This window comes from Mesorhizobium sp. M1050 (genome assembly GCF_040318715.1).
Classification (GTDB): Bacteria; Pseudomonadota; Alphaproteobacteria; order Rhizobiales; family Rhizobiaceae; genus Mesorhizobium.
In genome coordinates this window covers 32,313-55,444 of the sequence record NZ_JAMYMV010000016.1, presented here as the reverse complement: position 1 = coordinate 55,444, position 23,132 = coordinate 32,313, and the positions used below count along the sequence as shown (strand labels likewise).

At 63.7% G+C, this 23,132-nt stretch carries 20 protein-coding genes and 1 tRNA gene; 3 read left to right on the top strand and 18 right to left on the bottom strand.

Translation table 11 applies throughout. The annotated features are described in order from the left end of the window. Positions 1-38 precede the first annotated feature (38 nt). From NKH57_RS12130 to NKH57_RS12060, 15 genes are all read right to left on the bottom strand, one after another. Positions 39-614, bottom strand: coding sequence for a DUF1349 domain-containing protein (locus tag NKH57_RS12130; RefSeq protein ID WP_352944410.1), 576 nt, complete (start codon positions 612-614; stop codon positions 39-41). A gap of 119 nt (positions 615-733) precedes the next feature. After that, positions 734-2,173: an aldehyde dehydrogenase family protein gene (locus NKH57_RS12125; RefSeq protein WP_352944408.1), complete on the bottom strand. Its 1,440-nt coding sequence runs from the start codon at positions 2,171-2,173 to the stop codon at positions 734-736. 308 nt (positions 2,174-2,481) lie between these two features. After that, complete coding sequence (locus tag NKH57_RS12120) at positions 2,482-2,967, bottom strand: hypothetical protein (RefSeq protein ID WP_023761490.1); 486 nt, start codon at positions 2,965-2,967, stop codon at positions 2,482-2,484. Between the two features lie 120 nt (positions 2,968-3,087). Continuing rightward, complete coding sequence (gene msuE / locus NKH57_RS12115) at positions 3,088-3,648, bottom strand: FMN reductase (protein ID WP_352944406.1); 561 nt, start codon at positions 3,646-3,648, stop codon at positions 3,088-3,090. A gap of 67 nt (positions 3,649-3,715) precedes the next feature. Beyond that, the gene (locus tag NKH57_RS12110; protein ID WP_352944404.1) at positions 3,716-4,963 is read right to left on the bottom strand and encodes an SfnB family sulfur acquisition oxidoreductase; all 1,248 of its coding nucleotides are present in this window, start codon (positions 4,961-4,963) and stop codon (positions 3,716-3,718) included. 23 nt (positions 4,964-4,986) lie between these two features. Further along, on the bottom strand, positions 4,987-5,793 hold the full coding sequence (locus tag NKH57_RS12105) for an ABC transporter ATP-binding protein (protein WP_352834977.1): 807 nt from the start codon (positions 5,791-5,793) through the stop codon (positions 4,987-4,989). Positions 5,794-5,879: 86 nt separating this feature from the next. Next, a complete protein-coding gene (locus NKH57_RS12100) occupies positions 5,880-7,217 on the bottom strand; it encodes an ABC transporter substrate-binding protein (RefSeq protein WP_352608144.1) in 1,338 nt (445 codons plus the stop codon). Positions 7,218-7,282: 65 nt separating this feature from the next. Continuing rightward, entirely contained in the window at positions 7,283-8,323 is a 1,041-nt protein-coding gene (locus NKH57_RS12095; RefSeq protein ID WP_023761486.1) for a branched-chain amino acid ABC transporter permease, read from the bottom strand. A 3-nt stretch (positions 8,324-8,326) separates the two neighbouring features. Beyond that, positions 8,327-9,226 (bottom strand): branched-chain amino acid ABC transporter permease, encoded by a 900-nt coding sequence (locus tag NKH57_RS12090; RefSeq protein ID WP_352944401.1) that lies wholly within the window; start codon positions 9,224-9,226, stop codon positions 8,327-8,329. Next, on the bottom strand, positions 9,223-10,155 hold the full coding sequence (locus NKH57_RS12085; protein WP_023761485.1) for an ABC transporter ATP-binding protein: 933 nt from the start codon (positions 10,153-10,155) through the stop codon (positions 9,223-9,225). The genes NKH57_RS12090 and NKH57_RS12085 overlap by 4 nt, the downstream gene beginning before the upstream one ends. Before the next feature lie 120 nt (positions 10,156-10,275). Beyond that, entirely contained in the window at positions 10,276-11,379 is a 1,104-nt protein-coding gene (gene sfnG, locus NKH57_RS12080) for a dimethylsulfone monooxygenase SfnG (RefSeq protein ID WP_352944399.1), read from the bottom strand. 141 nt (positions 11,380-11,520) lie between these two features. Further along, complete coding sequence (locus NKH57_RS12075) at positions 11,521-12,981, bottom strand: FAD/NAD(P)-binding protein (RefSeq protein ID WP_352944397.1); 1,461 nt, start codon at positions 12,979-12,981, stop codon at positions 11,521-11,523. Next, a complete protein-coding gene (gene ssuD / locus NKH57_RS12070) occupies positions 12,978-14,150 on the bottom strand; it encodes an FMNH2-dependent alkanesulfonate monooxygenase (RefSeq protein WP_352944395.1) in 1,173 nt (390 codons plus the stop codon). Before ssuD ends, NKH57_RS12075 begins: the two co-directional genes overlap by 4 nt. 371 nt (positions 14,151-14,521) lie before the next feature. Then, a tRNA-Ala gene (locus NKH57_RS12065) sits at positions 14,522-14,597 on the bottom strand. Between the two features lie 172 nt (positions 14,598-14,769). After that, positions 14,770-15,159: a TIGR02300 family protein gene (locus NKH57_RS12060; RefSeq protein WP_023761480.1), complete on the bottom strand. Its 390-nt coding sequence runs from the start codon at positions 15,157-15,159 to the stop codon at positions 14,770-14,772. Between the two features lie 206 nt (positions 15,160-15,365). Between NKH57_RS12060 and aroA the strand changes: the two genes are divergently transcribed. From aroA to rpsA, 3 genes are all read left to right on the top strand, one after another. Beyond that, the gene (aroA, locus tag NKH57_RS12055) at positions 15,366-16,724 is read left to right on the top strand and encodes a 3-phosphoshikimate 1-carboxyvinyltransferase (RefSeq protein WP_352603334.1); all 1,359 of its coding nucleotides are present in this window, start codon (positions 15,366-15,368) and stop codon (positions 16,722-16,724) included. A gap of 257 nt (positions 16,725-16,981) precedes the next feature. Then, positions 16,982-17,632 carry a (d)CMP kinase gene (gene cmk / locus NKH57_RS12050; protein WP_352944458.1) on the top strand — a complete coding sequence of 217 codons (651 nt, stop codon included), beginning with the start codon at positions 16,982-16,984 and terminating at the stop codon, positions 17,630-17,632. 208 nt (positions 17,633-17,840) lie between these two features. Beyond that, complete coding sequence (rpsA, locus tag NKH57_RS12045; RefSeq protein WP_013528183.1) at positions 17,841-19,538, top strand: 30S ribosomal protein S1; 1,698 nt, start codon at positions 17,841-17,843, stop codon at positions 19,536-19,538. Between the two features lie 84 nt (positions 19,539-19,622). Here rpsA and NKH57_RS12040 read toward each other — a convergent pair whose 3' ends face one another. The 3 genes from NKH57_RS12040 to NKH57_RS12030 form a co-directional block, all read right to left on the bottom strand. Next, positions 19,623-20,330, bottom strand: coding sequence for an SDR family NAD(P)-dependent oxidoreductase (locus NKH57_RS12040; protein WP_352944392.1), 708 nt, complete (start codon positions 20,328-20,330; stop codon positions 19,623-19,625). A 187-nt stretch (positions 20,331-20,517) separates the two neighbouring features. Next, a complete protein-coding gene (locus tag NKH57_RS12035) occupies positions 20,518-22,107 on the bottom strand; it encodes a 5-guanidino-2-oxopentanoate decarboxylase (RefSeq protein ID WP_352944390.1) in 1,590 nt (529 codons plus the stop codon). After that, positions 22,104-22,952, bottom strand: a complete 849-nt coding sequence (locus tag NKH57_RS12030; protein ID WP_352944456.1) for a dimethylarginine dimethylaminohydrolase family protein — start codon at positions 22,950-22,952, stop codon at positions 22,104-22,106. The genes NKH57_RS12035 and NKH57_RS12030 overlap by 4 nt, the downstream gene beginning before the upstream one ends. Positions 22,953-23,132 lie beyond the last annotated feature (180 nt).

Sequence of the window (23,132 nt, the reverse complement as noted above, 5' to 3'; positions counted from 1 at the left end):
CAGGCACGTCCATGGTGAGGGCCCGAAGCTCTCTTCGATCATTCGTGCAGTTCGCGCGAAATCGGCGGACCGACGGAAAAATCGGAGAATGTGACCTCGAAACCCTCGCGCTGCGGCGAGCAGCACATCATGCCAACATCGACCGTCTTGGAGATCGGAAAATAGGCAAGCCGCACCGGCTTCCAGTGGCTGTCCGAAGCATCTAGGTACTGGACGCGGATCGTCTCGGCGTGACGGGTCACTCGGATCCTGACACCGTCGGGACTGGCCGGAATTGTGGCCAGCGACCAGTCGGAGGCATCGTTGGTGACGACGACGGAAAAGTACATCACGCCGTCGCTGTATTCGATACCGGCCTTGATCCAATGCGTTTCACTCAGCCGGACCATCAGTCCGGCCTGATCATAAAGCACCTTGTAGTCGCCTTTGACGGTGACCTCGGCGGTGAAATCGCCCTCGACCTGCCGGTAAAGAAAGTGACCGTTGTCGCGCCAGAAATCGTAGAACGTCTCGCGCCAGAAATCGGTCTCCTTACCGGTTCGCACACAAACGGCATCGCCGTCGATAGAATGGTGCGGCGGCGGATTGAGCCAGGTCAGGTTCTGCACCGTCATCGCTTCGCACCACTCCAATCTCGATGTGCCCAATCTTGATGTGCGTGTGGCCCGATCAGCCGGCGACCGATCAGCCCGGCCAACGACCGATCAGCCCGGCATGATCGGCCAACGGCCGATCAGCCTGGGAACGTATAGGCGGTTTTCACCGTGGTGTAGAATTCCGCCGCGTAGCGGCCTTGTTCGCGCGGGCCGTAGCTCGAGCCCTTGCGGCCGCCGAAGGGAACATGGAAGTCGACACCCGCTGTCGGCAGGTTGACCATCACCATGCCAGCCTCCGAATTTCGCTTGAAGTGGGTGGCGTGCTTGAGGCTCGAGGTGCAGATGCCCGATGTCAGTCCGAACGGCGTGTCGTTGGCGACGGAAAGCGCCTCGTCATAGTCCTTGACGCGAATGACGCTGGCGACGGGTCCGAATATCTCCTCGCGCGAACTGCGCATGGCATTGGTGGCCTGCGTCAGCAGGGCCGGCTGCAGGTAGAAGCCCGGCGTCTTGCGGTCGAGCCGCTCACCGCCGAAGGCAAGCGTGGCGCCCTCCCTGACGCCGATGGCGATGTAGTCCTCGTCCTGCGTCAACTGTGTGGCGTCGACAACCGGACCGATATGGGTCTGCGCGTCGAGCGCGTCGCCGATAACAAGCTTGCTCATGCGATCCTTGAGGGCGTCGACGAAACTGTCGTGAATGGCATCCGTCACGATCAGCCTGGACGAGGCGGTGCAGCGCTGGCCCGTCGAGAAGAAGGCGCCGTTGAGCGCGCAATCGACGGCAACCGCCAGATCGGCATCGTCGAGCACGACCAGCGGGTTCTTGCCGCCCATTTCGAGCTGGAACTTGCGCATATGCTCGATGCTTGCCGCGGCGACCCGCTTGCCGGTGCCGACCGAGCCGGTGAACGTGATGGCGTTGATATCGGGGCTGTCGAGCATCGCCTGACCAACCACCGAGCCTTTGCCCATGACGAGATTGAGCACGCCCTTCGGCAGGCCGGCGCGGTGCAGGATATCGACGATGGTCCAGGCGCTCTCCGGAACCAGCTCGGCCGGCTTGAAGACGACAGTGTTGCCGTGGCACAGCGCCGGCGCGATCTTCCAGGCCGGGATGGCGATCGGGAAATTCCAGGGCGTGATGATGCCGACCACGCCGACCGCCTCGCGCGTGATCTCGACGCCGACGCCTGGCCGCACGCTCGGCACGACCTCTCCTGAGAGGCGCAATGTCTCGCCGGCAAAGAAATCGAAAATCTGGGCGGCGCGAATGGTCTCGCCGATGCCCTCGGCCAGCGTCTTGCCTTCCTCACGCGCCAGGTTGCGGCCGATCTCGTCCTTGCGCGCCATGATCTCGTCCGCGGCCTTTTTCAGAACCGCGTGGCGCGCCAGCGGACCGGAACGGGACCATGCCGGAAACGCCGCCTTGGCTGCAGCGATCGCCTGCTTGGCCTGCTCGACTCCCGCCGAGGCATAATCGCCGACGACATCGCCGGTATCCGAGGGGTTGATGTTACGGGAACCGGCTTCGCCGACCCATTCGCCATCGATGAGGTTCTGTCGAAACAGCGTCATATCCTGTCTTCCCTGCTGGTTGGCCGCGCGGCGGCATCTGTCTGAATTGGTATTTGCCAGACAATTGCCTTGCGGGAAAGCAAACACTGCGTCACTTGCCGCGACAAAAATCCCCCTCGCTTGCGACGTGGGCGGCGAGAAAGCCCATCGAGCTCAGCTCGGCTGGCGCCGACGAGGAACGCGTCAACGCCATCCACGACATGGAAGAGAGTCAAGGATATCGAGGATTTTGTCGCGCTGTTTCGTGGAGATGAATTCGCGCAAACGTCAACGGCCATCCACTGCACGCAAGGACTGGAGCCGGCTGGTCAGAGGGTGAACGACCACAACAGGCAGGCCAACGTCGCGGCGGCAAAGACGGCGAAAAACAGGCTGCGCAAGAGCACATTGCGGCGCAACTCGTTCATGATGAAGTGACACCCGACGATCGCCGCCGCAAACAGGAACCGCCAGTTCAACAGCGCCCACACGGCGCTGCCCTGGCCGAAGGCCCATCTGGCGGCCAGACAGCCGACGATGGCCGCAAAAAGTGTAATCACGGTCCAGAAGACCGCGTCGGCGGCATGGGTCAGGACGACGCCAGCCGCCCTGATCGGCAGGATCATCATCAGCATTGCGCTGAAGAAATAGACAGCGGCAATCGGGATGAACACGCCGGCATCGGCAATGCCGTCAAGGCGCCTGACGCCGATCGCGCCATAGGGATAGCCGTGCCTGGCTACAGCCAGGCTCAAGGCCATGAGCAAGGCGGTCAGAACGGCGACCAGTGCGAAGGATGTAAGCGCTTTGCTCATGATGTTCCTGTCCCAGACGAATCAGACAGGAACAGGATGTAACGTGCGGTCGTAAACTGCGCGTAAGCGAGGGCGCTGTCCTCGCTTATTTTGATCGTGGCGAAATCTGGTGGCTCCAGACTATTCGGCGGCGATCCTGCCGGCCGAGCGGTTGGCCAGCACGAAGCCTACCTCGTCGACCGCCTGCGCCGCACGCTTCAGGATGGCCTCGGAGTGCAGTACACCGTCGGTGAAATCCTTGTCGGTGGCATAGACGGCGGTAGGCAGGGCAAAGGCCTCGAAGAAGCCGAATAGCGGCCGCAGCTGGTGTTCGACGATCAGGGCATGGCGCTCGCCACCGCCGGTCGCCGTCAATACGATAGGCTTGCCCCGCAGCGCCGCCGGATCGATCAGGTCGAAGAAGTGCTTGAACAGGCCGGTATAGCTGCCCTTGTAGGTCGGCGACCCGACGACGAGCACGTCAGCGACGAGGATTTGTTCCAGGATCGCGCGCGCCTGACCGTCGAGATCGCGGGCCCATTTCGCCGTTCCCAGCGACGGACCGAGATCCTCGACATCATAGGTGTTCGCCGACAGGCCATGGCTGGCGGCGATGTCCCTGGTGACCAGATCGACGAAGGCACGTGTCTTTGACGGCCGGGTGATGTTGCCGGAAAAGCCGACGACTGTTGGGTTTGACATGGCAGTGGGCCTCTCTTGGATGGACGTAGTTCTGACGCGACGAGCCGCCCGCCCGCCGCTGGGTAAATCAGCTCCAGGCGTGCAGCGGCGGATTCTCGCCGTTGAGGAAATATTTGCCGAGGATCGAGTACTTCCAGCGCACCGGATCGTGCAGCGTGTGCGTGCGGGCGTTGCGCCAATGCCGGTCGAGATTGTGTTCGGCAAGGGTAGAGCGGGTTCCCGCCAGTTCGAACAGCTTGTTGGTTGCGGCGATGGCGATCTCGGTCGACAGTATCTTGGCTTCAGCAGTGACGATCTGGGCGTGCGCCACCGTCTCGGCGGTCGGTTCGTTCACCGCCCGGTCGATCGCGTGGCCAGCCTTTTCCAGCAGCGCCTGCGCCGCGTGCAGGCGCAGCGTCAGGTCACCGACGGCCTGGATGGTGTAGGGATCGTCCCAGGCATTGTCGACGCCGCTGTCGATCCAGGCGCGGCTTTTGGTCCTGACGAAGTGAACCGTCTCGTCGATCGCCGCCTGGGCGATGCCGGTATCGACCGCCACCTGGATGATCTGGAAGATGGCGCCGTCGGCGGTCGGTCTGTCGTAGCCCTTGTAGCCGGGCACCAGATGCGTCTTCGGCACCTTGACGTTGTCGATGATGACGGTGCCGGAGAGTGTCGTGCGTTGGCCGAAGCTCGACCAGTCGTCGATGACCGTCAGGCCGGACGCACCGCGGTCGGCGATCGCATACCAGGCGCGGCCCTCGTCATCGAGTGCCACGATCGGCACCAGATGGGCGAGCAGCGCACCGGACGAATAGAATTTCCGGCCGTTGACGACCACATGATCGCCGGCATCGGTGAAGCGGGTCTCGAAATCGGCGGCGCGCTTGGAGCCGAACTCGGAAAAGGCGTTGCCGAACCGGGTGCCCTTCAGCGCTTCGGCGAACAGCAGCTTCTGCTGATCCGCGTCGGACACGGTGCGGATGGCGGCGACGACGCCGAGATGGTTCTGCGCCACCTGGCCGATCGAGGAGTCCGCCGCCGAGATGATCTCGATCACCTTCGCCAGCGTCGCATAGGATACCTCCGGCCCACCGAATGCCTTGGGCACATTGATCGACCACAGGCCGCTTTGCGAAAATGCATCGAGTTCGGCAACCGGCCAGATCCGCTCGCGATCACGCCTGGAGGACTCCTTGACGAATTCGGCGGCGAGCGCGTGAGCAATCGCAATCGCCTCGGCGTCGTCCTTGATGATGTGCGCCGGCGCTGTTGGCCGCGCGACTGGCGGCACGGCGGCGGAAGCGTGGTCGGTCTTGACGGTCGAAACGGTCATTTCACTGCTCCTTGAGATTCGGTTCAGGCAACGGCGTGGAGATGGGCTGGCTTGGCGGCAGGCGATGCCTGTTGCTCGCGGGTCGATTGACCGAGATAGAAGGACCGGACGTCCTCGCGCTGGCGAAGATCGGCAGCCGTGCCAGAGAGAACGGAGACACCGTTTTCGAGGACGGTGGCATGGTCGGCATATCTGAGCGCGACCGCCGAGTTCTGCTCGGCGACCAGGATCGACAGGCCGGTCTCGCGATTGAGTTTTCTAAGCGTCTGGAAGATGTCCTGGACGATGAGCGGGGCGAGCCCCATCGACGGTTCGTCGAGGACCAGCAGACGCGGCCGCGACATCAGCGCCCGGCCAATCGCTGTCATCTGCTGTTCGCCGCCCGAAGTCAGGCCGGACAATGTCCGGCGCTTTTCCCTGAGACGTGGAAAATAGCCGTAGATCCGTTCGAGATCCCTGTTGATCTCGGCGCGGCTTCCGCTGCGGCCGATGCCACCGGCAATCAGATTTTCCTCGACAGTGAGGCTCTTGAAGCAGTGGCGGCCTTCCAGCACCTGGACCAGGCCGCCACGCACGAGATCGCCCGGCTTGCGGCGCGAGACATCGCTGCCTTCATAGCGGATGGTGCCGGCATTGACCTGGCCGCGCTCGGCCGGCAACAGGTTGGAGACGGCCTTCAGCGTCGTGGTCTTGCCGGCGCCATTGGCACCGAGCAAGGCAAGCATCTGGCCGCGCCGCAACACGAAGCTGACGCCGTGCAGCGCCGTGATGGCGTGATTGTAGGTGGCATGGACCGCGTCCACGGCAAGAATGACGTCATTGTCCGGCATGGGCTCTTATTCCCGTGGTTCGATGAACCGAAAATAGGCCGGGGGCTGCGTGTGGAAAGTCGTTCGCAGCGCCCGGCCTTGGCTGATCAGTTGGTGGTCACCGCGTCGGCATCATCGGCGGTACGCAGCCTGATGCCCTTCTCGGCGGCATAGGCCTCGGCAGACTTCTCGATGATCGGCCGCAGCAGCGCCCAGTCCGGCGCAATCCAGTCGGAGACGACGTTCCACTTCTTGCCGTCCCACTGCTGGAAGGTCACGTAGCCTTCGCCTTCATGATTGTCCCAGCTGACGTTGATCGAGTGGAACAAATCCTTGGCGCCGAGCGCCTCGACCTTGGCCGGATCGAGCTTGAGATGCTCGAAGCCCCAGCGGACCTCGTCGCCGGTCAGCGTGCGGTGACCGAACTTCTCCTGCGCGACGCGGATCGCCTCGACATTGAGGATGCCGTTGACGATGCCGAGATTGTGGTAGACCGAGCCGATGCGCGACTTGTCTTCCAGATTGCCCTTGCCGGCGCCGTAGACCGTCTTCACGATCTCCTGCACCACCGGATAGGAGTTGCCGGAAGCCTGGGTGGTGATAGCGGTGTAGCCCTTGGCGGCGTCCCCTGCCGGGATCACGTCCTCTTCCGAATTCGACCACACATTGCCGACGATATGGTCGACGGGATAGCCGACCTTGACCGCCGTCTTCAGCGCCACCGGGTTCATCACGCCCCAGCCGCGCAGGACGACGAAGTCCGGCTTGGCGCGGCGGATGGTCAGCCACTGTGACTGCTGCTCGTTGCCGGGATGCGGCACCTCGATCTGCTGAACGGTGAAGCCGTATTTCTGCGCCAGCAATTCATAGATCGGGATGGTCTCCTTGCCGTAGGGCGAGCCGTGATAGAGCACGACGATCTTCTTGCCCTTCAGCTTGTCGATGCCACCTTCCTTGGAGGCGATGTAGTTCACGATGCCGGATGTTTCGCTGTAAGGATTGAGCAGCAGCGGGAATACATAGGGGAAGACACGCCCGTCGGTGGAGTCGGTGCGGCCATGGTTGACGGTGATCAGCGGCACCTTGTCGCCGGTGATGCGGTCGATCATGGCGTAGGCGATGCCGACCGAAAGCGGATTCCACGCGGCGGCACCCGCATGGCTCTTCTGCCGCTCGTAACATTCGACGCCGCGCTCGACCTCGTACTGGGTCTCGCATTCGTCCCAGGTCAGCTTGACGCCGTTGACGCCGCCATCGCGGATGTTGATGAGATTGAGATAGTCGATGAAGCCGCCGAAGAAGCCGGTGCCGCCGGCCGCATAGGGCCCGACACGATAGCTCTGCAGCGGGAAATATTGCTCGTCGGCGTGCGCGGCGGGCAAGGCCACCGACACGATCATCGCCGCGGACAGCGCCGCCGCCTTGATTGCGCTGAGGAAAGTCATTGTCGAGGTACTCCGGTATGGGCCGCCTTGGGTTCGGCCCCTGGTTCATTTTCGGATGCGTCAGCTCAAGTCGATTGCCAGGCGAACAGGAGCCGTCTTCGGAGCCTGTCCCAAAGGGCCACCAGCCCGTCGGGTTCGAGGATCAGAAACAGGATGATGAGCGCGCCCAGCACGATGCGCTGGCTCATGTCGAGCACGCCCGAATCGAAGAGATCGCCGAGCAAGAAGCCGCCGAGGCGAGACAGAGCGAGTGGAAAGACGACGATGAGGGCGGCGCCGAAGAAGGCGCCACGGATCGAAGCAAGGCCGCCGATGATGATGATGAACAGGATCTGGAACGAGCGGTCGAGATCGAAGCCGTCCGGCTCGACGGTCCGCAGATACGCAAAGGCCCAGATAACGCCGGCGACGCCGATGATGAAGGACGAGATGGCGAACGCCAACAACTTGGTCTTCAGGACCGGGATGCCGATGATGCGGGCGGCTGTTTCATTGTCGCGGATGGCGATGAAATTGCGCCCGGTCTGCGATGAGACCAGCCGATAGGCAAGGAAGGTAAGGATGGCGACAATGGTCAGCGCGAAGAAATAGCGGCCGACGGCGCCGTCGAGCGCAAAGCCTGAAATCGACAGCCTGGGCGCATCAATGACGCCAGATGCCGAATTGTTGGAGAACCAGCTGAACTTGGTCAGTGCCCACTGCACGAAGAACTGCGCGGCAAGGGTCGAAACCGCGAGATAGAAACCCTTTAGCCGCAAGCTCGGCAGACCAAAGACGATGCCGATCGCGGCCGCGACGATGCCGGACAGGAAGATGCTGCCGATCAAAGGCAGGCCTTCGACGCGCAGGTTGAGATTGTAGGCGGCAAAGGCGCCGGCCGCCATGAAAGCAGCACTCCCAAGGGAAACCTGGCCGGCATAGCCGGTGAGGATGTTCAAGCCCACGCCGGCGAGGCTGAGCGCCAGGAACGGCAGCAGGATGGCTTCAAACAGATAGCTCGAGCCGACCAGCGGCACGACGCCATAGGCGAAGGCGAGCAACAGCACGGGCACGACCCATTTCGGCAGCACCGGCGCCGACGAGAAATCGCTTGATATCGCGGTCATGGCTCAGATCCTCTCGACAAGCTTCTGACCGAACAGGCCTGAAGGGCGGATCAGCAGGAAGACCAGCGCGACGACATAGGCAAACCAGCTCTCGATGCCGCCGCCGAAATAGTCGCCGATATAGACCTCGGCGAGCTTCTCGCTGGCGCCGATCAAGAGCCCGCCGACGATGGCGCCGAGGATGGAATCGAAGCCGCCGAGCACCAGCACGGGCAGCGCCTTGAGCACCACCAGCGACAGCGAGAACTGCACGCCGAGGCGTGCGCCCCAGAGCAGTCCCGCCACCAGCGCGACGAGGCCGGCGGCGGCCCAGACTGTCGCCCAGATCAAGGGCAGCCTGAGGCCGACCGCGAGTGCGGCGAACTGGTCGTCGGCGACAGCGCGGAAGGAGAGGCCGATGCGGGTGTAGCGGAAGAACAGCGACAGCAGGGCGACCATGCCGGCGGCGACCACGGCGGCGAAGATGTCGAACTGGCTGATCAGCACGCCGCCGATTTCCAGCGGCACGTCCTCGATGCCGAGATCGAGGCCGTGGACCTGCGTGCCCCAGATCAGCTGGGCGGCGCCCTCGATGATGTAGGACAGGCCGAGCGTCGCCATGAACAGGGTGATCGGCGGCTTGTTGGTGAGCGGCCGCAGCACCGTGCGCTCGATGGCGATGCCGATCGCCACCATGATGGCGAAGGTGATCACCAGCGCCAGCGCGAACGGAATGCCGCGCTCGACGAGGCTGACGAAGGTGAGTGCGGCGAACAAGAGCATCGCGCCTTGCGCGAAATTGAGCACGCCCGAGGTCTTGTAGATCAGCACGAAGCCGATCGCGACCAGCGAGTACATGACGCCGGAAAGCAGGCCGCCGAGGAGCACTTCGATGAAGAACTGGTAGTCGAAATCGGCGATCATATGCCCGCCCCGTCCTCATTGTCCGAGGCGACGCCGAGATAGGCATCGATGACGCGCTGGTCGTTTCTGACTTCCTCGGGTGTGGCGTCGGCGATCTTGCGGCCATAGTCGAGAACGGCGATGCGGTCGGACAGTCCCATGACGACGCCGACATCATGCTCGATCAGCACCACGGTGGTGGCGAAGCGGTCGCGCGCGGCGCGGACGAAGGCCGCCATCTCGCTCTTTTCGCTTGCAGTCATGCCGGCCATCGGCTCGTCGAGCAAAAGCAGGCGCGGCTCAGCGACCAGAGCGCGGGCGAGTTCGACCCGCTTCTGCAGCCCGTAAGGCAGCGTACCGGCAAGGCGATCACGAACGGCAGCAAGATCGAGGAATTCGAGGATCTGTTCGGCGCGGCTGAGCGAGTGGCGCTGCTCGGCACGCGAGCGGCCGATGCCCAGCACCTGGCCGGCAAAGTTGGAGCGGACCTTGTAAGCGAGGCCTGAAGCGACATTGTCGAGGACGCTGAGACCCTTGAACAGCGCAAGGTTCTGGAAAGTCCTGGCGACGCCCAGATGCGCCAGCCGCTGCGTCGGGACCTGAGCATAGAAGATGCCGTCGAGCTGAACATGGCCGCGATCCGGCCGGTAGACACCGCTGATGACGTTGATCAGCGAGCTCTTGCCGGCGCCGTTCGGCCCGATGATGGCGCGGATTTCGCCGGGGCGGACCGACAGGTCGATATCGGCCAATGCCACGACGCCGCCAAACGACAGGCCGATGCCCTGCAGTGAGAGCAGCGGCGAGGCTCCGCCGGCAACGGTTCCCGTCGGCTCGGCGCTGTCTTCGGACGGCTGCTGCCACGAGCTTGAGGGTAGGCCGCGCGCAAAGACTTCCGGTGCATAGGCGGAAGCCTCCATCACTCCTAAGGCATAACTGGGCAGAGGCATTCCAACAGTCCTCGATGTCTTCAGCAGGCGCGCAAATCCCCGTGGCCGCTCGACGGATCGAGCCTGCCGGGCAACCCTTCATTCGTTTGCTGGCTGGAACCAGTCCGGCCAGGCGGGGGGCTACTCTGCCGCCAGCGACGCTGCCGCCTCGGCATTTTCCAGCTCGCGAACGAGCGGGATGACATGCTTGCCGAAATACTCGACCTCTTCCTGAAAGTGCAGGAAGCCGAGCAGGATGAGATCGGCACCGGCGCGCTTCAGGTCGACGATGCGCTCGGCGACCTGCCTCGGCGTGCCGATCAGGTTCGAGCGGAAGCCGTCATTGTACTGGACCAGATCATCGAAGGAGGATTTCGCCCAATTGCCCTCGCCCTCCGGCGAAGCCTTGCCGGCATTCTTGACCTCATGGCCAAAGGCGTTGACTGCCTCGGGGTTGGCCTTGGCGATGATCTCGGCAAGCCCCGCCCTGGCTTCGTCCTCAGTCTCGCGAACGACGGCAAAGGCGTTGACGCCGACCTTGACGGAGTGGTTGTTGGCCCTCGCCTTAGACTGGATATCGTCGACCTGCTTCGCGATCTCGGCCGGCGTGTTGCCGTTGGTGAAGTACCAATCCGAGACGCGCGATGCCATATCGCGCGCGGCGCGTGACGATCCGCCCTGGAAGATTTCGGGCAGCGGATGCGGCGGTTTCGGCTTCAGCGAATATTCGTTGAAGCGATAGAAATCGCCGCGGAAGGTGAAGCTGTCTTCGGTCCATATTCCGCGCAGCGCACGGATGAATTCCTCCGAGCGGCGATAGCGCTCGTCATGGTCGAGCCAATGCTCGCCGATGGCGTGAAACTCGCCGCGGAACCAGCCGGAGACGAGATTGATCGCCACGCGGCCGTTGGTCAGGTAGCTGATGGTGGCGATCTGCTTGGCCGCCAGCGCCGGGTTCCACGGTCCTGGCAGGATCGCGGCGATGACCTTGAGCGTCGTGGTGGCCGCCAGCAGATCATGGCTGAAGGCCACCGATTCATGCTGTTCGTCGGCGCCGTAGCCGGCGGTGAAACGGATCTGGCTTAGCGCATAGTCGAAGCCGGACTTCTCGGCGATCTGCGCCAGCTTGCGATTGTACTCGGCCGAATGGTTGGTGCGCTGCTCGATATTGGAAATCACCAGGCCGCCTGAAACATTCGGCACCCAGTAGGCGAATTTGATCGGGTCGGCTTCTGCGTGTGCCATGAACTGTCTCCCATTCAGGCCGTGTCGTTGATCGCTCCGGTCGCGCCGGCTTCCCAATATTTATTATGTTTATAGAATATATATACAAAGAAGGATTTTCCGTTTTTGAGGCCCTCGTGGGACGGAAATACCAATTTCTGCTCAGCGGATTGCCGATGTCAGCCCGCGAGCAGCATTGGCACTGACGGCCGGCGGCAGCGCTTCGACCAGCTTTGCAATTTCGGCCGCGACGGTCTGGGCATGGCGGGCGACCTCGGGCAGGCCCATGAGTTCGCCGAAAGTCCCTCGTGCCAGCGGACCGGCGACCAGGAGTGTCGTGACCGACCTGCCATCCCGGTCGACGGCGCGGCTGTCGAGACCCGTCTCGATGCCAAGCCCGTATCGATCAACCTTGATCAGCCCGGCTTCAGTCAGCGAGCGCAATGCCGGGTTCAGTTGTAGCGCCTGCTGATGCGCCGGGCCGGTGGTGTTGATGATGGCATCGAAGCGCGTCGTCTCGATCCGCGTCTGCCCGCGCCGTTGAAAGCTGACAGCCAGGCTGCCGTCCTCATCGTTCGATGCGACAAGCCTGGCAGCGATGGTTTCGAATGTGCCGGCCGCATGGCGGCGGTCGAGCACGGAAGCGACCTGCGGGGCGATCCTGAAGCGATGCACGTCCCAGAACACCCGCAGCTGGCGGACCAGCCTTGCCCGCTCCGGTGGGGCAAGTGCGGCCCACAGCACCGGGCCCTGCAGGCGCAGCTGGTCGAAGACGGACTGCCAGTTGACATTGGCCACATGTGCCGCTGCCAGCGTCGCGCGAATGTTCTTGAGCAGGCCAAGCGCCGTCGTGGCCGGTGCGGACGCAAAGTCGCCGAAGGGTTCGCCCCTGATGTCCGGGTGGCCGCGCGAGCGCAGCCCGCGGCGCGACAGCGCCAGGATGCGGCCGCGATGGCCACGGCGGTCGAGCTCGGCGACCATGTCGGCCGAAGTCAGTCCGGAGCCGACGATCAGCACCTGTGCGTCCGGCGCGATCCCGGCAAGCGCGGCTGGCGCGTACGGATCGGCGATGAAACCCGATGCTTCAGACAGCGAGGCCAGTGCGGTGGGAATTCCAGGCTGCGGATGCGTCGCTGCCAGGACGACGATGTCGGCGGCAACCGATCCGCTGGGCGTGTACACAGTCCAGCACGTCCCATCCGTCTCACGCGTCACGCGTGTCGCGAGACCCTCGACATGACGGATAACGCCGGAACTGAGATGGGGCGCCAGATGCTCGGCAACATAGCGGCCGAACACGCGCCGGCGCGGATAGGCATCGCCGTTCTTCCAGATGGCGTCCGGGTCGAGTTGCAATTCTCCGCTGCCAGTCAACCAGCGCGCAAAATGCTGCGGATCGTCGGGAGCCATGCTCATTCTGGCGGCCGGAACATTAACCCGATGCGACGGCTCCTCGGTGGAATAGGCAAGACCGCCGCCGAGCACCGGCCGCGGCTCGATCACGGAAGTCGACAGGCGCTCCGGCCAATAGCTTCGCGCCAGCTGCCAAGCTACCGCCGAGCCGGAAAAGCCGCCGCCGATTATGGCGACGTGCAATCGCGGGACCGAAGGCAGCGCGTTCACGAGGCGCTTGCGAGCGACTTCGGCCGGTGATCGCCGGCGATGGTCTCGCCGAACGGGCCGGTGTTGACGGACGAGGCGGCAAGTTTGACCGGATGATCGGTCGGCAATTTCGGCAGCACCAGTTCACCGAAGCGATAGGCTTCTTCGAGATGCGGGTAGCCGGACAGGATGAACGTGTCGATGCCGAGGCGTCGGTATTCGTCGATGCGCTCAGCGATCGTGTCGGGATCGCCGACAAGCGCTGTTCCCGCGCCGCCGCGCACCAGGCCGACACCGGCCCAGAGGTTGGGCGCGATCTCGAGCTTGGCGCGGTTGCCGCCATGCAGCGCGCTCATCCGCGCCTGGCCGACCGAATCCATGCGGGCAAAGACCTTTTGCGCCGAAGCGATCGTCGTGTCGTCGAGCCGGCTGATCAGCCTGTCGGCGGCGGCCCACGCCTCTTCGGCGGTTTCGCGGACGATGACATGCAGGCGAATGCCGAAGGAGAGCTTGCGGCCAGCCTTCTGCGCCAGTTCACGCACACCATCCAGCTTGCGCTCGACATCGGCGGGGGGCTCTCCCCATGTCAAATACTTGTCGATTTCCTGCGCCGCCACCGCGGATCCAGCGTCGGACGAGCCACCGAAATAGAGCGGCGGATAGGGCGTCTGCACCGGTGGAAACAGCAGCCTTCCGTCCTCGATGCGGAAATGCTTGCCCTCGTGCTCGACCGTCTCGCCGCTCAGCACCCGCTTGTAGATCTGCAGGAACTCCTGCGTCACCTCATAGCGCTCGGCATGCGACAGGAAGATGCCGTCGCCCTTATTCTCGAGCGGATCGCCGCCGGTGACGACATTGATCAGCAGGCGCCCGTTGGAAATGCGATCCAGCGTCGCGGTCATGCGCGCGGCGAGCGTCGGCGACTGCAGGCCGGGCCGTACTGCGACAAGGAAACGCAATTGCTCGGTCAGCGGCACCAGCGCCGATGCGATCACCCAGGAATCCTCGCATGCCCGGCCGGTCGGCAACAGCACGCCGTAGTAGCCTAGCGTATCGGCTGCCTTCGCCACTTGCGTCAGATAGGGCAGATCGACGGCCCTGCCGCCTTCCGTCGTGCCGAGATAACGGCTGTCGCCATGCGTCGGCAAAAACCAGAGCACCTTGATGCGTTCGGGAATATCCTTGGTCATGGCTTGCCTCCCGTGCACCGACTGGCCTGGTCGGATACACCTGGCTTGGTTGAGGGGGAGCGCAAAAGAGTGGGCATGGCGTGGTCCTGTCTGGGGAAAACCAGATCGCCAGTGCAGATTGCTTATTCCACAAAATCTGTAGAGTTAGTTTATTCCAATTCCGCCGCCGTTATTGGAATTTCTCTCCGTCGCTCGAACCCGAACTATCGGCTGCGACGCCTTGGTGGACCGTGGGCCGCTGCCTCGCCATTTCGAAACCCGGCTACGGCGGACAGGTGATCGAGCAGCATGAAGCCATTCTCGATCTGGCAAGCCTTTGAAGAGGCGCGATTATCCCGCAAGGAAACAGCCAGGTTTGCAGAGGGACTGTTTGGTGGAGCCAATCGGGATCGAACCGACGACCTCTTGAATGCCATTCAAGCGCTCTCCCAACTGAGCTATGGCCCCACTTCCGGCAGTCAACCGGCGCCGTTTCCGGCGAAGAGATCCGGCGCGGGTTGGAGACCGCGCCGTTAGTGCAGGCGGCTTCTAACCCCGCCTTTCGTCAATATCAAGCCTTCGAGAGCCGCTTTTTCGCCACAGGCCACGAAAGCCTGCAAACGCCCACTTTCAAGGCCGATCAGACCTCGTCGTCGTCGTCGCCGACGCCGATCATGTCGGCAACGTCGTCGTCTTCTTCCTCTTCGTCGGCGAGGAAAGTATCGTCTTCGTCTTCGCCGAGATCGACATCATCCTCGTCGTCGCCAAGATCCGGCAGGTCGTCGCCCTTGACGTCCTCGTCGGCCTCTTCGAGCGAGACGACCTCGACGCCCTCTTCTTCCTCGGCATCCACTTCCTTCTCGGCCACTTCCTCTTCCTCCTCGAGGGCGGCAATCTTGCCTTCCTCGAAATAGGAACGCGGATAGGTCTTGCCGGTGTACGGCGAGACGATCGGGTCCTTGTTCAGGTCGTAGAATTTTCGGCCCGTCTCCGGGTCGATACGTTTTGTGCCAAGTTCAGTTTTTGCCACGGCAAGCCTCGTCAATAAAAGAGTGGTCCCCTTAACCACAGTTTGCAGCGCTGTCAAAGCGAAAAGCCGGCGTCACAAAACCATGCATTGGAAGGCCTCGCGTCAGTGACGACCACGGGGGATGACCATTTCGGCCCGCCGTGATACGAGACCGCCGCAACAAATGAAAAGCGCCGGCCCGCCGGCATTCCGTCCAGGGAAATTCCATGTCTCACGCCGCCGCCCCAAAGCCGGCCACCGCCCGCAAATCATCCGCCCTTTCCGGCACGGCTCGCGTGCCGGGCGACAAGTCGATCTCGCACCGCTCCTTCATGTTCGGCGGCCTTGCCTCTGGCGAGACCCGCATCACCGGCCTGCTCGAAGGCGAGGACGTGATGCGCACGGGTGCCGCCATGAAGGCGATGGGCGCGCATATAGAAAAACGCGGCGCGGAGTGGGTGATCCGTGGCACCGGCAACGGCGCGCTGCTGCAGCCGGAAGGCCCGCTCGATTTCGGCAATGCCGGCACCGGCTCGCGGCTGACCATGGGCCTTGTCGGCACCTATGACATGGAAACCACCTTCATCGGCGACGCCTCGCTGTCCGGCCGACCGATGGGCCGGGTGCTCGAACCCTTGCGCCAGATGGGCGTGCAGGTGCTGAAGGCGACGCCCGGCGACCGCATGCCGATCACGCTGCATGGGCCCAAGCACGCCGCACCGATCACTTATCGTGTGCCGATGGCCTCGGCGCAGGTGAAATCGGCGGTGCTGCTCGCCGGGCTGAACACGCCGGGCATCACCACCGTCATCGAACCGGTCATGACGCGCGACCACACTGAAAAGATGCTGAAGGGATTTGGCGCCAATTTGTCGGTCGAGACCGACGAGCGCGGCGTGCGCCACATCTTCATCGAAGGCCAGGGCAAGCTGACCGGGCAGACCATCGCGGTGCCGGGCGATCCATCCTCGGCCGGTTTCCCGCTGGTGGCCGCCCTAATCGTGCCCGGATCGGACATAACAATCGAAAACGTGCTGATGAACCCGACCCGCACCGGGCTGCTGCTGACGTTGCAAGAAATGGGCGGCAAGATCGACATCCTGAACCCGCGCAACGCCGGCGGCGAGGATGTGGCCGACCTGCGCGTGCGTTATTCCGAGCTCAAGGGCGTCACTGTGCCGCCCGAGCGGGCGCCGTCGATGATCGACGAGTATCCGGTACTCGCGGTAGCCGCCAGCTTCGCCGAGGGCGAAACGCTGATGCAGGGGCTGGAAGAGCTGCGGGTGAAAGAGTCGGACCGACTGTCGGCCGTCGCCAAAGGACTGATGCTCAACGGCGTCGACTGCACCGAGGGCGAAGCTTCGCTTGCCGTGCGCGGCAAACCGGGCGGCAAAGGCCTTGGCGGTCATCCCAACGGCCAGGACACGACCGTGCAGACCCATCTCGACCACCGCATCGCCATGAGCTTTCTGGTGATGGGGCTGGCCACGGAAAAGCCGGTCACCATCGATGATCAGGCGATGATCGCGACGAGCTTTCCGGAGTTCATGGGGCTGATGAAGGGGTTGGGCGCGGAGATTGGGTGACCATTGATGGGTTGGAGCCAAACTGGAATGCTGGCGGGACAGCACCCCCCTCTGTCCTGCCGGACATCTCCCCCGCAAGGGGGGAGATCAGTCGACAGCGCCGGTTTCGCCAACAGTCAACGCTGCAGAATTGAGCGGAGCGCCAATACTGCCAATCTCCCCCCTTGCGGGGGAGATGTCCGGCAGGACAGAGAGGGGTGCGAAGGATCGCGGCGCTTGTCTTTTTCATCGCGCCTTTCGATCGCAGCGGCCAGCCAATGAGCATCCCCTTCACCATCGCCATTGACGGCCCTGCCGGCGCCGGCAAGGGTACCCTCGCCCGGCGGCTGGCCGACCACTACCGGCTGAACCTGCTCGACACCGGTCTCACCTATCGCGCCGTGGCCTACGCGCTGATCCAGCACGCGCTGCCGCTCGACAATGTCTCAGCCGCCGAAACCGCTGCCCGCCAGGTCGACTTGGCCAAACTCGACCGCACGGTGCTGTCGGCGCATGCGGTCGGCGAGGCGGCCTCGAAGGTCGCCGTTTTCCCGACCGTGCGACGTATCCTCGTCGAAAAGCAGCGCGCCTTTGCCAAGACGCCGCCGGGCGCGGTGCTCGATGGGCGCGACATCGGCACCGTCGTCTGCCCCGACGCCGACATCAAACTCTATGTGACGGCGAGCGCCGAGGTGCGCGCGAAGCGCCGGCTGGCCGAGATCGAGAGCATCGGCGGCACCGCCGATTTCGCCGAAATCCTTGCCGATATCGTGCGCCGCGACGAGCGCGACATGGGCCGCGCCGACTCGCCATTGAAGCCGGCGACCGACGCGCACTTGCTTGATACCAGCGAAATGGCTATAGAAGCCGCGTTTCTCGCAGCCAAGGCGATCATCGACGACGTGTTGGCCAAGAGAGACAACGCCTGATCCGGGTTTTTCCCTCGCGTTTCCGTTGTCGGAGGCGAAGAAGACACCCATATCGGGCACGAACCAGCCTGCCAGCATTCTTCATGCGCCGGAATTGCCGCTTAAAGAGCGGCCCAGGGCTTTTGTAGCCCGGAACGCCGGCAGGCTAACGCAACGCTAACCCACGGCGCCCGTCCCGCTTGAGATGCGGGACATTCCAGGAGAAACAATGTCAGCTGCAAATCCCACTCGCGATGATTTCGCGAGCCTGCTCGAAGAATCATTTACCACAGGCCATTCCGGCGAAGGCCAGGTCGTCAAGGGCACGATCACCGCGATCGAAAAGGACATGGCCATCATCGACGTCGGCCTCAAGGTCGAAGGCCGCGTGCCGCTGAAGGAATTCGGCGTCAAGGGCAAGGACACCACCCTCAAGGTCGGTGACACCGTCGAAGTCTATGTCGAGCGCATCGAGAACGCGCTTGGCGAAGCGATGCTTTCGCGTGAGAAGGCCCGCCGCGAAGAGAGCTGGGTCCGTCTCGAAGAGAAGTTCACCAAGGGTGAGCGCGTCGAAGGCGTCATCTTCAACCAGGTCAAGGGCGGCTTCACCGTCGACCTCGACGGCGCCGTGGCCTTCCTGCCGCGCAGCCAGGTCGATATCCGCCCGATCCGCGACGTCTCCCCGCTGATGCACAACCCGCAGCCCTTCGAGATCCTCAAGATGGATCGCCGCCGCGGCAACATCGTGGTGTCGCGCCGTACCGTGCTCGAGGAGAGCCGCGCCGAACAGCGTTCGGAAATCGTGCAGAACCTCGAAGAAGGCCAGGTTGTCGAAGGCGTCGTCAAGAACATCACCGATTACGGTGCGTTCGTCGACCTCGGCGGCATCGACGGCTTGCTGCATGTCACCGACATGGCATGGCGCCGCGTCAACCATCCGACCGAAATCCTCAACATCGGTCAGACGGTCAAGGTGCAGATCATCCGCATCAACCAGGAAACCCACCGTATCTCGCTCGGCATGAAGCAGCTCGAGAGCGATCCGTGGTCCGAGATCGGAACCAAGTTCCCGATCGGCAAGAAGATCAAGGGTACCGTCACCAACATCACCGACTACGGCGCGTTCGTCGAGCTGGAGCCGGGCATCGAGGGTCTCATCCACGTTTCGGAAATGTCGTGGACGAAGAAGAACGTGCATCCCGGCAAGATCCTGTCGACGACGCAGGAAGTCGACGTGGTGGTGCTCGAGGTCGATCCGGCCAAGCGCCGCATCTCGCTCGGCCTCAAGCAGACGCTCGAGAATCCGTGGCAGGCTTTCGCCTCGAGCCATCCGGTCGGCAGCCAGGTCGAGGGCGAGGTCAAGAACAAGACCGAGTTCGGCCTGTTCATCGGCCTCGAAGGCGACGTGGACGGCATGGTGCACCTTTCCGACCTCGACTGGACCCGTCCGGGCGAACAGGTCATCGAAGAGTACAATCGCGGCGACATGGTCAAGGCGCAGGTGCTCGACGTCGACATCGACAAGGAGCGCATCTCGCTCGGCATCAAGCAGCTGGCCAAGGATACGGTCGGCGAAGCGGCGACTTCAGGCGAACTGCGCAAGAACGCGGTCGTCACCTGCGAAGTCATCGGCGTCAAGGATGGCGGTCTGGAAGTGCGGCTGGTCGACAGCGGCATCGAGACCTTCATCAAGCGCTCCGATTTGAGCCGTGACCGCGACGAGCAGCGCCCCGAGCGCTTCACCGTCGGCCAGAAAGTCGACGCCCGCGTCATCGCCTTCGACAAAAAGACCCGCAAGCTGCAGGTCTCGATCAAGGCGCTGGAAATCGCAGAAGAGAAGGAAGCGGTCGCTCAGTACGGCTCGACCGACTCCGGCGCTTCGCTGGGCGACATCCTGGGTGCCGCGCTGAAGAAGCAGGGCAGCTAAGCCCCTTCGCATAGGCTCGAAAACAAAACCCCGCCGGAGCGATCCGGCGGGGTTTTTCTTTGACCAATGTAAAAGGTTGGAAGGTTACGCCCTGCCGTAAAGCGGTACCAGCGCGCCGCTCATTGCCTGATTGGCCGGCGAGGCCAGATAAGCGATGGCTTCGGCGGCGGCTTCGAGGCTGACCCATCTGGTGACATCGGCATCCGGCATATCGGCGCGGTTCGCCGGCGTGTCGAGCGTCGACGGCGCCACGGCGTTGACCAGGATGCCCTTGTGCTTCAGCTCCTCGGCCATCGCCACCGTCATCGCTGCCACAGCCGCCTTGCTGGCGGCGTAAGCAACCGAGCCGGCACCCTTGCGCGGTTCCAGTGCCGCCCGTGCAGCGATGTTGACGATGCGGCCTGCCGTGCCTGACGCCAGCATCGAGCGCACCGCCGCACGACAGCACAGGAAGGCGGTGCGCGCATTGGTATCCATCATCTCGGCAAAGGAAGCCGACTCGATCTTTTCCACCGGCGCCCCGGTAAAGCCGCCGGCCAGGTGGATCGACCCCCACAGGTCCGGAACCTGGCTGTAGAACGCCTCGACCTTGGCGGAGTCCGAGAGATCGACATTGTGCACCAGCTTGACACGATCATGCGCGGTGAAGGGGAAATGCGATGGCGCGGCGGCATGGGCATTGGGCACATGGCAGATCGCGCCGTCACTCAGCAGTTTGCCGACAACCGCACCGCCGAGCGCGCCGGTTCCGCCGGTCACGACGATATGCTTGCCTTCAAGGGTTTCCGTCATCTTGGACCGCTCCTGTCATTTTCTTATCGTTAGGTCGTTTCTTGCGCCGCCGACGCGAAGCGTCGCGCCTTTCGCGCCATCACTCAATTGAAATCTCGACATGGCAGTCGTTGCGTCTTTGCATGCGTCCAGCCACGGGCCAGCTATGGGTCATGCAGCCGCGACGGGAAGCCCGCGCCACCGGTGTTCAGTCAACCGTGATTTCGATGACGCGCGGCAGTCCGGTGGCCCGCGCGCGCTTCAGCGCATCTGCCAGAGCGTCGATATCGGCAAGCCGTTCGGCGCCGATGCCATAGGCCTCAGCCAGCTTGCAGAAATCCGGCGGTGCCGGCGACACGCCCACCGGCTCGACGCCGACATCGAGCATCGAGGTTTCGATCTCGCGATAGCCGCGATTGTTCCACACGATGAAGATCACGGGCGCCCGGGCATCGAGCGCGGCGCCCAGTTCCGGCAGCGTGAACTGGAAGCCGCCGTCACCGGTGAGGCAGACGACCGGCGCCTCGGGCACCGCAAGAGCTGCGCCGATCGCCGCCGGCGGGCCATAGCCGAGTGCGCCGAAACCTGTCGCGGCATTGAACCAGCCGCCTGGCCGATCATGGTCATAATAGAGGTTGGCAGCATAGATCGGCTGCGTCGAATCGCCGACGATGAGTGCGCCAGGCAGCGCGTTGCGGATCGTCTCGACGGCGCGCACCTGCGCCTGCAGCGTCGGATTGAGCTCTGCGAAGGCCGCTTTCCGTGCCGCGGCGGCGCGCAAAGGGCCGCTCTCGCTTGCCGGAACATGGCTGATTTGCGGAAGCAGCGCCTCGATCACCTCGGCACAATCGGCCTGGATCGAAACCGTCGCTGGGCGGCGGGCAAGCTGGTCCGCGCCGATATCGATGCGGATCAGGTTGACGGGCAGGACGAAGCCGCCATCGCTGTAGCCATCGTAGTCGGTCGGGCCGAATTCGGTTCCGGCGGCAATCACCAGATCGGCTTCGGCCATCAGCGCCCGCACTGCCTTCAGGCTGGGGCTGGCCGGCACGCAAAGCGGATGACCATGCAGCAGGCCGCGCGCGTTGGCGGTCTGGACGACCGGCGCTCCCAGCCGTTCGGCCAGACGCCGCAATGGCGCCTCGGCGCGCTTGGCGCCGCCCCCGGCCAGGATCAGCGGGCGGCGCGCGGCGGTGACGAGTTTGGCAGCGCTGGCAATTGCGGCGGCTTCGGGCGCGGGCGGCGGCGCATTGCTCAGCACGGCGGAGATGCCGTCCGCCGGCTTGACCATGACGTCGGTCGGAATCTCGATGTGCACCGGCCCGGGCCGGGCCGATGAGAACAGCGCGAAGGCCTGCGCCAGCGCACCTGGCAATTCGCTGGCCTGGGTGACGCGATGCGAAAACAGCGCAACCTTTTCCATCATGCCGCGCTGGTCTGGCAGTTCATGCAGGAAGCCGAGGCCCTTGCCCAGGGTCGGCGTGGCGTTAACCCCGGAGATGACCAGCATCGGCACCGAATCGGCACGCGCCTGACCCATGGCGGTGATGGTGTTGGTCAGCCCCGGTCCGGTGATGACGAAGGCAACGCCCGGCCTGCCGCTGGCGCGCGCATAGCCGTCGGCCATGAAGCCGGCGCCCTGTTCATGACGCGGCGTGACATGGCGGATGTTGGAGCGCGCCAGCCCCCGGTAGAGCTCGACTGTGTGCACGCCGGGAATGCCGAAGACCGTGTCGACGCCATGGGCTTCGAGCAGCGAAATGAGCGCCTCGCCGACGGTCGGGCCAATGTTGGTCATTGGCGTAGCACCGGCCGCGTCAGGCAGGTCGGGCCGCCTTCGCAGGCGATGCACAGCGCATCCGCCTCGAAGGTGGAGACCACGCAGCCGGCGGCCTGCATGGCAGCCGCTGTCCTGGGAAAACCGGCAACGGCGATGACTTGGCGCGGCGCGGTCGGCAACACGTTGAGGCTGAGCCCGTTGGAGGCGAAGAACTCGCCGGCATCGCCCTCGACCAGCTTGACGCCGCGCGCCCGCAGCATCTGGTAGAAGGCGGCCGGCAGCAAGGGCGCGTAGACCAGCGCCAGATCGTCGGCGAGCGGACTGATCACCGACATCAGATGCAGGCAGGCCTCCTCGCCATGCCAGAGCGGCAGGTCGAAGCCGAAGACCGAAATCCCCTTGGGCGAGAGCAGATTGGCGAGTTGCTGGATACCGTCCTGGTTGGTGCGCACGCCACGACCGACGGCCAGCGTGGTCGCATCGACCCAGACGCAGTCGCCGCCTTCCACCTGGCCAGGGCTTTCGAGGCGCCCAAGGATGGGAATGCCCATGCGCTCGTAAGCTGCCTCATGCAGGCCGGGCTCGGCCTGGCGCAATGCCTTGCCCATCGAAAGAATAATCGCGCCATGATCGGTCATCAGCGACGGATCGTGGGTGAAGACGGAATCGGCCAGCCCGTCATCGGCATCCGTCAGCCATTCGATCTCGGCGCCGGAAGCCGCGACCATGCCGGACAGCTGCTCATGCTGGGCTGCGGCCTTTTGCGGATCGAAGCCTGGACCATAGTGCCATTCCTGCGCCCTGGCATGACGCATGGCGCTGGCGGCGGACCGCATCAGCACGCGTTTCAGGGATCCGGCCATGGACTGCGACCCGTATGATTTGCCCACTCAATTCTCCCGAAACGTTCGTTGCCGCCACTAACCACTACGGCAAGCTCCGATCAATAGTCCAAAAACCATGGTTGACGGAGGCAAGCCGAACGGTCCATCCTGAGAATGGGAACTCTGTCAGTGACGGGTAATGGGTAAAAGATACCAGCA